Source organism: Vibrio rhodolitus, assembly GCF_003350325.1.
In the GTDB taxonomy this organism is placed as follows: domain Bacteria; phylum Pseudomonadota; class Gammaproteobacteria; order Enterobacterales; family Vibrionaceae; genus Vibrio; species Vibrio rhodolitus.
Window position 1 is genome coordinate 29,054 of record NZ_QLYZ01000008.1, and the last position, 11,872, is coordinate 40,925.

At 47.1% G+C, this 11,872-nt stretch carries 9 protein-coding genes; 6 read left to right on the top strand and 3 right to left on the bottom strand.

Annotation, left to right across the window (positions count from 1 at the left end; translation table 11 throughout):
* Positions 1-114: 114 nt before the first annotated feature.
* Positions 115-2,316 carry a primosomal protein N' gene (gene priA / locus DPF93_RS09590; RefSeq protein WP_114765975.1) on the bottom strand — a complete coding sequence of 734 codons (2,202 nt, stop codon included), beginning with the start codon at positions 2,314-2,316 and terminating at the stop codon, positions 115-117.
* A 296-nt stretch (positions 2,317-2,612) separates the two neighbouring features.
* On the opposite strand from priA, the gene rpmE reads away from it, so the two are divergent.
* Together rpmE and DPF93_RS09600 are read left to right on the top strand one after the other, a co-directional pair.
* Complete coding sequence (rpmE, locus tag DPF93_RS09595) at positions 2,613-2,834, top strand: 50S ribosomal protein L31 (protein ID WP_075650058.1); 222 nt, start codon at positions 2,613-2,615, stop codon at positions 2,832-2,834.
* Between the two features lie 248 nt (positions 2,835-3,082).
* Positions 3,083-4,357: a malic enzyme-like NAD(P)-binding protein gene (locus tag DPF93_RS09600; RefSeq protein ID WP_114765976.1), complete on the top strand. Its 1,275-nt coding sequence runs from the start codon at positions 3,083-3,085 to the stop codon at positions 4,355-4,357.
* Between the two features lie 409 nt (positions 4,358-4,766).
* Here DPF93_RS09600 and metJ read toward each other — a convergent pair whose 3' ends face one another.
* Positions 4,767-5,084 carry a met regulon transcriptional regulator MetJ gene (gene metJ, locus DPF93_RS09605; RefSeq protein WP_075711165.1) on the bottom strand — a complete coding sequence of 106 codons (318 nt, stop codon included), beginning with the start codon at positions 5,082-5,084 and terminating at the stop codon, positions 4,767-4,769.
* A 222-nt stretch (positions 5,085-5,306) separates the two neighbouring features.
* Between metJ and DPF93_RS09610 the strand changes: the two genes are divergently transcribed.
* From DPF93_RS09610 to metF, 3 genes are all read left to right on the top strand, one after another.
* Positions 5,307-6,473, top strand: a complete 1,167-nt coding sequence (locus tag DPF93_RS09610) for an O-succinylhomoserine (thiol)-lyase (RefSeq protein ID WP_114765977.1) — start codon at positions 5,307-5,309, stop codon at positions 6,471-6,473.
* A complete protein-coding gene (locus DPF93_RS09615) occupies positions 6,474-8,885 on the top strand; it encodes a bifunctional aspartate kinase/homoserine dehydrogenase II (RefSeq protein WP_114765978.1) in 2,412 nt (803 codons plus the stop codon).
* A gap of 226 nt (positions 8,886-9,111) precedes the next feature.
* Entirely contained in the window at positions 9,112-9,999 is an 888-nt protein-coding gene (metF, locus tag DPF93_RS09620) for a methylenetetrahydrofolate reductase (RefSeq protein ID WP_114765979.1), read from the top strand.
* A gap of 227 nt (positions 10,000-10,226) precedes the next feature.
* On the opposite strand, the gene zapB is transcribed toward metF, so the two are convergent.
* Positions 10,227-10,469, bottom strand: a complete 243-nt coding sequence (zapB, locus tag DPF93_RS09625) for a cell division protein ZapB (RefSeq protein WP_114765980.1) — start codon at positions 10,467-10,469, stop codon at positions 10,227-10,229.
* A 368-nt stretch (positions 10,470-10,837) separates the two neighbouring features.
* Between zapB and glpX the strand changes: the two genes are divergently transcribed.
* Complete coding sequence (glpX, locus tag DPF93_RS09630; RefSeq protein ID WP_114765981.1) at positions 10,838-11,845, top strand: class II fructose-bisphosphatase; 1,008 nt, start codon at positions 10,838-10,840, stop codon at positions 11,843-11,845.
* Positions 11,846-11,872 lie beyond the last annotated feature (27 nt).

The following is an 11,872-nucleotide window of genomic DNA, read 5'->3' on the forward strand; positions in this document are numbered from 1 at the left end:
TATTTATTTCGAGCTATAAAGTTACGGGATATTTAACAAAACCCGACCCAAGACAGAGACTTACGTCACAAAAACACTTTCTAGTCTAGCGTACGTAACATTGTAAAATGGAGGCTAGCTTAAATCTTGCGGTTCAATGTCTAGCGACCAGCGTACCTTTTTGCTATTAGGCAATAACTCAATAGCCGGTTTGGCACTCGCGAGCAATCGCTGCATTAAAGGACGAGTTTGCGTTTGCAATAATAATTGCCAACGATATTTACCCGCTTTTTTTGCCAATGGTGCTGGCGTCGGTCCTAATACTTGGCAGCTATCATCAAACAATGGATGTGCCTCTAGGGTATAGCGTACCTGACGCATAAACTCTTCGACTAAATCACTGCTGTTAGCTTCGGCGCGAAACAGCGTGAGAAAAGTATAGGGCGGCAACATAGCAAACTTTCTTTCTTGTAAGGCAGTTTGCGCAAAGTGGCGATAACTGTGATTAAGCAAAGCTTGCAGCAAGGTATGCTCTGGATGATGAGTCTGTAATATCACCTCACCAGGCTTACTTGCGCGCCCCGCACGACCAGCAACTTGAATAAACAGCTGAGCCAAACGCTCTGATGCTCTAAAGTCACTACTGTACAGTGAACCATCAACATCCAGCAATGCGACTAAAGTGACATCTGGGAAATGGTGGCCTTTGGCGAGCATCTGCGTACCAATCAGAATTTGGTATTCCCCTTTACGAATTGCCGTCAGAGCACTCTCTAAACTGCCCTTTCGACGCGTACTGTCACGGTCAATACGAATCGCTTTATAATCAGGAAATAGAGTATGCAGTTGCGCCTCGAGTTGTTCCGTGCCGACACCGACTGTGACTAAATTAGTTGAGCCACAGCCGTGACACTGATGAATAATCGGCTGCTGCGAACCACAGTGGTGACAACGGATCTCATTGCTGTACTGGTGATAGGTATAGTAAGCATCGCAGCGTTTGCATTCCGCAATCCAGCCACACTCATGGCACATCAAGGCTGGTGAAAACCCGCGACGGTTTAGAAACAGCATCACTTGGTTACCCGCACTCAAATGTCTGCGCATCTCGGCAATTAATGGCGCCGACAAGCCACTTTCTAAATAGAGACCTTTAACATCAAGCACTTTGTTGGTGGTTGGCTTGGCATTGCCCGCGCGCTTAGACAGCTCCAAATGGTGATATTTACCACTTAATGCGTTGTGCAAAGTCTCTAACGCGGGCGTTGCAGAGCCCAATACAATCGGGATCTGCTCCTTATTAGCGCGCATCACGGCCACATCTCGAGCATGGTAGCGCAAAGTATCTTGCTGTTTGTATGAGCTGTCATGCTCTTCATCAACAATGATAATGCCAAGGTCGGTAAAGGGAGTAAGCAGCGCCGAACGAGTGCCAATCACAATCCCTGCAGCTTTATCGCGCGCGCTAAGCCAAGCGTTAAGACGCTCAGTTTCATTTAGCCCGGAGTGAATAACTTCCACAGGGACAGTAAAACGCTGACGAAAACGGTTGATGGTTTGTGGCGTTAAACCAATTTCGGGCACCAGCACTAAAGCTTGCTTGCCCTTTTCTAGTACTGGTTTGATTAGATTTAGGTACACTTCGGTTTTACCCGACCCTGTTACCCCTTCGAGCAAGTAGCAGCCAAAGCCTTGCATGCTGTTGACACTGGCAATTGCCACTGCCTGTTCATGATTGAGCTTCGGCTTATCCACTTCAGCCTCAACCGACGTACTCCAAGCTTTGATCACTGGTTTCTTTTCTAGCGACTCTACCCAGCCTTTTTCTTGGAGTGTTTTTAGCGTGGTCCCAGATATATCTTGGTCGAGCAATTGCTGATGCGAAACCGCGCCGTATTCCAGCGCCCGCATCGCACTCTCTTGTTTTACTGCGCGCCCTAAACCAAGCATCAGCTGATTTTTACCCGCTTCGGTTAACTGCCATTCGACCAAAGTAGAGAAATCCGCAGGCTTTCCTTTGCGCAAAGCCGATGGCATCGCGTTCGCGAGAGTGTCACCTAATGGATATTGATAGAATTGACTGCACCACTTAAGCAACTGGTACAAAGACTCGGACCAAACTGGTTGACTATCTAATACCTGCTTTATCGGCTTAAGCTGCGTTTGATTAAAATCCGAATGATTGGTTAATTCGGTGACAATACCAATCAAGGTTTTCGGACCAAAAGGAACAGACACGCGCCCACCAATCACAGGGAAAAGGTGGCTTGGGATCAAGTAATCGAATTGCTTATCTAAGGGAACTGGCAATGCCACCCGAGCAATGGTAGGACGCATAAAATAATTGCTAACACTTGTGAGTAAGAAACCCGAATAAGTCTAAAGCAAAACGCTTAGCGATTCTATTTCCCTCTCAATTGCTCGTTAAAGCGCTGAACTCTGGCTAATGGTGAAAAAAGTAGCAATAATTTAAGTAAATCTGTTGATCCTCATTAGCGGATTCATTACTATACTGCGCCTTAGCATTATGGCTTGGAGATTTATTCACCAAGCGGTGATGTGAGCTTTTTATTAACTACGTGTGGTGTCCGGCTTAGAATCGGATGGCGACACGGCCTATTTGAGGTTTTCCCATGAAAGTTGGTATTCACCCAGAATACAAAGCAGTACAAGCTACTTGCTCTTGCGGTAACTCTTTCGAGTTCAACTCTACTCTAGGTAAAGAGTCAATCCACCTAGACGTATGTGACAAGTGCCACCCATTCTACACTGGTAAGCAACGTATCGTTGATACAGGCGGCCGTGTTGATCGCTTCAACAAGCGTTTCGGTGCTCTATCAAGCGGCAAGAAGTAATTACTACTTTTTTACCGATTATAAAAAGGACGCTCAGGCGTCCTTTTTTCTTACCTGCCATTTACCTCTTTCCTTCTCAATCCCTCATCATTTACTTCTCATCTGCAAATTTGTGAGCTATCTGGTCTTATCAGATGCTCAAACCGACATAATGGTTACACCAATCGCATTCTTGCCTATGCAGCTTGACTTTACAGGTATAGAATAACTTTTGCTTAACAACCAACGATAACGAGAAACAAACCACCATGTCAGATGACCAATCACAAGAATACACCGCCGAAGAACTGTTCCGTCAGCAAGCGCTTGATTACCATGCCAACCCAGTGCCAGGTAAAATCTCCGTCGAGCTAACGAAACCTGCTGAAACCGCCAAAGATCTTGCCCTCGCATACAGCCCAGGTGTTGCCGAACCTGTACGTGAGATCGCGCAAAACCCAGACAACGTCTATAAGTACACGTCAAAGGGTAATATGGTCGCAGTGATCTCAAACGGTACAGCAATTCTTGGTTTGGGTAACTTAGGTCCTCTGGCTTCTAAACCGGTAATGGAAGGTAAGTCGCTGCTGTTTAAACGCTTTGCGGGTCTAGACTCGATTGATATCGAGGTAAAACACCGCACTATCGAAGAGTTTGTCGATACAGTCGCCAATATCGCTGATACCTTTGGCGGTATTAACCTTGAAGATATTAAAGCTCCAGACTGCTTTGAAATTGAGAAGCAGTTGATTGAACGTTGTGACGTGCCGGTTTTCCACGATGACCAGCACGGTACCGCGATTGTTACGGCAGCTGGCATGCTCAATGCGATTGAACTGCAAGGCAAGAAGCTAGAAGAAGCAACCATTGTTTGTCTTGGCGCAGGCGCTGCCGCAGTGGCGTGTATGGAACTGCTGATCAAGTGCGGTGCAATGCGTGAAAAAATCTACATGCTTGACCGTAAAGGTGTGATCCACACTCGCCGTGATGATTTGAACGAATACAAAAAACTATTTGCCAATAACACTGACAAACGCACGCTAGAAGATGTGATTGAAGGTGCGGATATTTTCTTAGGCGTATCGGGTCCTAATCTGCTACCACCAGAAGATCTCAAGTTAATGGCAGACAAACCAATCGTGTTTGCTTGTTCAAACCCAGATCCGGAAATCAAACCGGAATTGGCACATCAAGTACGTGATGATTTGATTATGGGTACCGGTCGCAGTGATTACCCGAACCAAGTTAACAACGTTCTATGTTTCCCATTTATCTTCCGTGGTGCATTAGATGTGCGTGCAAGCGAAATTAATGATGAGATGAAGCTTGCAGCGGTAGAAGCAATTCGCCAACTAGCCAAAGAGCCAGTGCCAGCCGAAGTACTTAAAGCTGCTGGGGTTGAAACGCTAGAGTTTGGCGCGCAGTACATTATTCCAAAACCAATGGATCACCGCTTACTGCCACGCGTAGCAAAAGCGGTAGCGCAAGCTGCAGTTGATTCTGGTGTAGCGCGTATTGAGATGCCTGAGGGGTATATGGCGTAGCGGAACGCTGCGCTACGGATGCGGGATTACGGAACGCCTCGTGAAAACGAGGCTTACGGAAGTGGGAACGTTCGGCTTCGCCTCTCTACGGATATACCTTACTTTGTCATCCTCTAGAGTGAGGAACGAACGTGTTAGGGCTCTCTGGTTTAATCTAGAAAAACAGGATTCCCTACTCGCGCTACGCGCTCTATGGAATGACAAATTGAGGCATTAGCGATCTACGATATGGCAAATGTGGTATCGGCGATCTACGAAATGAATGGTGGCTAGTCTCAGATCTAAAATCTCGGCTCTCATCTCTTGAAACAAAAAACCGCAGCCAGTTAACTGCGGTTTTTTTATGTTCGGGTTTTCTCGCCATCTGAACTGGTGCTTTAATTCAGATGCAAGGAGAATACGCTAACAATTATTCATCGAATGCTTCAAATTCGATGCCCATTTCCGTCATCAGCTGCTTAGCTTCTGTAGGAATATCATCTGGACGATCTTTACGTAAGTCTTCGTCTGTTGGCAACGGTTGACCTGTGTAAGCATGCAAAAATGCTTCGCATAGCAGTTCACTGTTCGTTGCATGGCGTAGGTTATTAATCTGACGGCGTGTACGCTCATCGGTTAATACCTTTAATACTTTCAATGGAATTGAAACAGTAATCTTTTTTACTTGTTCGCTTTTCTTTCCATGCTCAGCGTATGGGCTAATGTATTCGCCATTCCAGTCTGCCATTGCGCACCTTCGTTATTGTTAGTCAGTAGTTTTTACAGAGTGTAATTTTAGCGGCTTTTAAGGCTACAAGCAAAGACATATAGACGTCTAGATGTGTTGACGTCTCACAATAACAAAAGTAAAGTAGCGTGAATGGATTGTGAAAGTGATGTATCAAGACTGATGGAGTAGATATATCGCATTCAAACTGACAAGTCACTATTGTTCTGGAAGGATACACTTATGAGCACCCACAAGCCTGCTACGATTGCAGTTCGCACTGGCATCGAGTCTGATACTCAACACCATGCCGTGGTTCCACCGATTTATCTTTCTACTAACTATGGTTTTCCAGCGTTTGGCGATGTACCCAAGTATGATTATACCCGATCAGGTAACCCAAATCGCGGCTTGTTAGAGCAAACCTTATTTGAACTAGAATCTGGTAAAGGTGCGGTGATCACTAACTGTGGTACTTCCGCATTAAACTTGTGGGCAACTACCTTTCTCGGACCAGATGATTTGATTGTTGCGCCGCATGATTGCTACGGCGGCAGCTATCGATTGTTTAATACCCGCGCGCAAAAGGGCGACTTCAAAGTTTTATTTGTTGACCAATCCGATCCCGCTGCGCTCGCTGAAGCGTTAGCGCAAAAACCAAAACTGGTGCTGGTTGAAACCCCTTCTAACCCGCTAGTGCGCGTGGTCGATATTGCGGCTTTATGTGAACAAGCCCATGCGGTTGATGCCTTAGTAGCTGTCGACAATACCTTTTTGACACCCGTGTTCCAAAAGCCACTAGAACTTGGTGCTGACTTTGTTATTCATTCCACCACCAAATACATCAACGGTCACTCTGATGTAATCGGCGGCGTAATCATCACCAAAACTGAGCAACACGCAGAAGAGCTCGCTTGGTGGGGCAACTGCATTGGCGCGACGGGCACCCCATTTGATAGCTATATGACATTGCGTGGTCTACGCACCTTGGGCGCACGTATGCGCGTGCATGAAGAAAGCTCTCGTGAGATCCTTAGCTATCTGCAAAATCACCAAGGTGTTGGCACAATTTACCACCCTAGTCTGCCGGAGCATCCTGGGCATGAGGTTGCGCTAAAACAGCAATCTGGCTTTGGCTCGATGCTCAGTTTCGAATTCGCTGGCAGTTTTGAGCAGCTTAAAACTTTTGTTAGCGCGCTTAAGCTATTCTCTTTGGCTGAATCCCTTGGCGGTGTGGAAAGTTTAATTTGCCACCCAGCATCAATGACGCACCGAGCGATGGGTGAAGCCGCTTTAGCCGAAGCTGGCGTATCTCAACAGCTGCTGCGCCTTTCAGTTGGGCTGGAAGATGTACAAGATTTAATTAGCGATTTAGAGCAAGCCTTTAATGTGGCAGCGGAGGACAACTAAATGAGCGTGGAAAGACAGCTGCATAAGTTTGGTGGCAGCAGTTTAGCAAATCCAGAATGCTACCGCCGCGTGGTCAATATTCTTAAAGAATACTCGCAGCAAGACGATTTGATTGTGGTCTCCGCAGCCGGCAAAACCACCAACAAGCTGATCGAGTTTATCGATGGCTTACACAAAGATGGTCGCCTTGCCCATGAAGCGCTACAGGAATTAAAAAAGTTCCAGACGGATTTAATCGAGCAACTGCTTGATGATGAGAGCAAAGAGCCGTTACTTGCTCAACTGAATGATGAATTTAAATTACTTGGTGAGCTGACTGCGCCACTGAGTGAAACCGAGCAAGCGTGTGTATTAGGTCATGGCGAAAGCTGGTCTTCACGCCTGCTTGCTGCCCTACTTAACCAAAATAAGCTGCCTTCTCGCGCCCAAGACTCGCGCGTATTTCTGCGTGCTGAAGCAGGCACACAACCTGAAGTTGACCGCGGCGCTTCTTACCCACTACTCAAAGAAGTTCTCGCGCAACATGCTCATCACCGCGTGGTGATCACCGGCTTTATGGCGCAAGACAAACAAGGCAAAACTGTGCTGCTGGGTCGTAATGGTTCTGACTACTCAGCAACCGTGATTGGCGCACTCGCTCAAGTCTCTCGCGTGACCATTTGGAGTGATGTGGCAGGGGTTTACAGCGCAGACCCACGTCTGGTCGCTGATGCTTGCTTACTACCACTGCTTCGCCTTGATGAAGCCAGTGAACTTGCTCGTCTTGCTGCGCCTGTATTGCATAGCCGCACCTTGCAGCCTGTTGCGCAAAGCACCATGGATTGTCATTTACGTTGCAGCTACGAGCCTGAATCCGGCTCGACGCGCATTGAACGTGTGTTGGCTTCTGGTCGCGGTGCGAAAATCATTTCTTCACTTGACGAAGTGTTAATGATTGAACTGCACTTCTCATCAGGGCACGACTTTTTACGTCTTTCTCAAGAGACGTTAGCTGGCTTAACCCGTGCGCAGCTCGAACCTTTGGCGTATGAAGCGCAAGATGATCAGCATTGCCTGCGTCTCACCTATACCGCAGAAATTGCCGGTGGCGCACTGAGTCATCTGCAAGATCGTGCCATCGAAGCCGAGATTAAGCTCAAAGAGGGCTATTCGATGGTGGCAGCGGTTGGCGCAGGGGTAACCAAAAACCCGAACCACTGTTATGGCTTCTACCAACAGCTGAAAAGCGCCCCGGTCGAGTTTATTTGCGAATCCGCCTCTGGGTTAAGTTTGGTTGCTGTCCTGCGTAAAACCGAGACCGATACGCTGGTGCAAGGGGTGCATAACCAACTGTTTCAAGCACAAAAGCGCGTCGCGATTGCCCTATGTGGTAAAGGCAACATCGGCAGCAGTTGGCTCAACCTATTTGCAGAGCAAAAGCTAGAGCTAGAAAAGCGTCGCGGGATGAACTTTGAGTTGGTGGCGATCATTGATAGCCAAACCTATTGGTTTGACGCCGATGGAATCGGTGCATCACAAGCCAATCAGCGTTTTGATGCCGAAGCGGTTGAATACCAACCTGGTGAGTGGATCAGACGTTTAGGCGCGATTCAAGGCTATGATGATGCGGTGGTATTAGATGTCACTGCCAGCCATGAACTGGCCGAGCGTTACGTCGAAATTGCCGAACAAGGGATGCACCTGATCTCAGCCAACAAAGTAGCAGGTTCGGCATCCAGTGAGTACTACTATCAAGTGCAAGATGCATTTGCCAAAATTAATCGCCACTGGCTATATAACGCCACCGTGGGGGCGGGTTTACCAATCAATCACACCGTCAGAGATCTGCGTGAAAGTGGTGATGAGATTGTCGCCCTATCGGGAATTTTCTCTGGCACCTTATCTTGGCTATTTCAACAATATGATGGATCGGTTCCTTTTGCCGATCTGGTGGATTTAGCTTGGCAACAAGGTCTGACGGAGCCTGATCCGCGCAATGATCTGGATGGCTCAGATGTAATGCGTAAGCTGGTGATTTTGGCGCGAGAGTCCGGTTTGACGATTGAGCCAGGTGCTGTAAAAGTTGAAAGCTTAGTGCCCGAAGAGTTAGTCGATTTGCCATTGGATGATTTTTTAGACAATGGGCATATTCTCAGCGAGATTTTGGCGGAGCGTTTAAGCAAAGCACAACGCGAAGATAAAGTGCTGCGCTATGTGGCGCGCTTAGAGAAAAATGGCAAAGCGACCGTTGGTGTTGAAGCGCTTACCCGTGAGCATGCACTGGCCAACCTACTGCCATGTGACAACATCTTTGCCATTGAGAGTAAGTGGTATAAAGACAACCCACTCGTGATACGCGGACCAGGCGCGGGGCGAGAGGTCACTGCGGGCGCAATCCAATCTGACTTAAACTTGCTTTCTAGTCAGCTTTGACCGAGGAACTGGGCGTGATGGGCAACTATCACGCCTTTTGTTTATTTATCACTCAGCCACTTAACTACCCACAACTTGAGATAGATTAATTATCTAGTTGAATAAAATTCATAATCACTTTGTTGACTTTAAACTCTATTCAAGACATTCTGTGGACATATAGACGTCTAAACGTCAAAGGGAATTTAAAATAGCGAGTGGCAGAGGCAGCCACAGGGAGAGCAAGATGGGATACACACACGCCAGTCATATCGACGCTTTAAATCAGAATATTGCTGAATTATCGGACAATATCAATGTGTCATTTGAGTTTTTTCCACCAAGCAGTGAAAAGATGGAAGAGACTTTGTGGAATTCTGTCCATCGTTTAAAAACGCTCAAACCAAAATTCATTTCCGTCACCTATGGTGCCAACTCAGGTGAGCGCGACCGTACTCACTCGATCATCAAAGATATTAAATCAGCCACGGGCTTGGTTGCTGCCCCGCACCTAACCTGTATTGATGCCAGTCGAGAAGAGCTGATTCAAATTGCCGATGACTACTGGTCAAACGGCATTCAAAGCATCGTTGCGCTGCGTGGTGATATTCCACCTGGTGGCGGCGCACCAGATATGTATGCCTCTGATCTGGTTGAGCTACTAAAAGCGCGTCATGACTTTGATATCTCTGTCGCGGCTTTCCCTGAAGTACACCCAGAAGCAAAGAGCGCGCAAGCAGACTTACTTAATCTAAAACGCAAAGTCGATGCCGGAGCTAACCGCGCCATTACCCAATTCTTCTTTGATGTAGAAAGCTACCTGCGTTTTCGTGACCGCTGCGTTGCCGCTGGAATTGATGTCGAAATCGTTCCGGGTATTCTGCCTGTTTCGAACTTTAAACAAGCGTCACGCTTTGCCGCACAAAACAACGTCAAAGTACCAGGTTGGATGGCGAAACAATTCGAAGGGTTAGATGAAGATCCGACGACTCGTCAGCTAGTTGGTGCCAGCCAAGCTATCGATATGGTGCGTATATTAAGCCGCGAAGGTGTTAAGGATTTCCACTTCTATACACTGAACCGTGCAGAGATGACTTATGCGTTGTGTCATACCCTAGGTGTTCGCCCACGCTAACAATTCAGTCTTAAATATTGAACGTTTCTAAGGTCAGTGCTCGCTGGCCTTATTTGTTTACCGTTACAGTTTTCGATATCCGCTTTCGACCACCCATGATCCAAAAGCTATTTGCAATCATTTTTAAGTTCAGGTTCTGGTCTCTGGATAACAAAAAGGCCAACCTTTCGGTCAGCCTCTCTCAGCTCTCAGCTCTCAGCTCTCAGCTCTCAGCTCTCAGCAGTAGCTTATTCTACTTCATCCATTTTACCTAGAAGGTTACGGATGCGGTCTTGCCATGCTGCGTGCTCTTGTTGCATTTGCTGAGATTTTTGCTCAAGCTCTTCACGGCTTGTGCGTAGTTCAGTTGCTTCAGCAGATAGCTTTTCTTTTTCTTCTTTAAGCTCTTCAACTTCCATTTGAAGAAGTGCGATTGTATCTACTGCAGTTTGAATTTTTGCTTCTAGTTTTTCTAGTACTTCAAAAGACATCTTAGCCTACCTTTGATTTATTCGGTTGAAGTGAAGAACGCTTCACGTATTACCCTCATTCTACTTAGCACAGCCGAGAGACACACGCCCTATATTTGATATTGTGCGCTATTCGCGCAAAAAAACACCAGTTGCTGACATTTAGCTAACTTTCTTACGGCAAGACCCACCAGCGATAGCCAAGATCCGCATGATAGCTGGGATGAAAAGCCGATTTACTAAAACGCAACCAAGGCGAATCGATTCACTTTACAGCGCTTTATTGATCAAATTCAATCTCTGCTCGGCAAAAAGGCAAACGTTTTCTTTCTGATATGATAGAATCGCGCCAAAATTTAGTTCCTTGCATAAACCTATTTGGAGTCATCATGAAACGCGATTTAGCAATGGCATTTTCTCGAGTCACTGAAGGCGCAGCCCTAGCCGGTTATAAATGGCTTGGTCGTGGCGATAAAAACGCTGCCGACGGTGCTGCGGTTGAGGTCATGCGCACCCTGCTCAACAAAACTGATATCAGTGGGGAGATTGTGATCGGCGAAGGTGAAATTGATGATGCGCCGATGCTTTACATCGGTGAGCAAGTGGGAACGGGTGGCGATGCTGTTGATATCGCTGTTGACCCAATTGAAGGAACTCGCATGACGGCGATGGGTCAATCCAATGCATTGGCGGTATTAGCTGCAGGCGAAAAAGGCAGCTTCTTAAAAGCGCCTGACATGTACATGGAAAAGTTGGTGGTTGGTCCTGGCGCCAAAGGCTGCATTGACCTACACAAACCACTAAAAGAAAACCTAGAAAACATCGCAGCAGCGCTGAACAAAACACTGGATACACTGGTTGTAATCACACTAGCAAAACCTCGCCATGACCAAGTGATTGCTGAGATGCAAGCTATGGGTGTACGTGTATTCGCAGTGCCAGATGGTGATGTAGCCGCTTCTATCCTAACTTGTATGCCAGATAGCGAAGTAGATGTAATGTACTGCATCGGCGGTGCGCCGGAAGGTGTGGTTTCTGCTGCGGTGATTCGCGCATTAGATGGTGATATGCATGGTCGTCTGCTGCCTCGTCACGAAGTGAAAGGCGACACCGAAGAAAACCGCATTTACGGCGCGGCTGAATTAGCTCGCTGTAAAGAGATGGGTGTCGAAGCTGGTATCGTACTGAAAATGGAAGACATGGCGCGCAGCGACAATGTGGTATTTTCAGCTACCGGTATTACTAAAGGTGATCTGCTAGAAGGCATCACTCGCCAAGGTAATATCGCAACCACAGAAACTCTGCTGATCCGTGGTCGCTGCCGCACGATTCGTCGCATCAAGTCGATTCACTACCTGGAGCGCAAAGACCCAGAAGTACGCGACATCATTCTGTAATCGTTCGCAAAAAATTGAACAAGGATG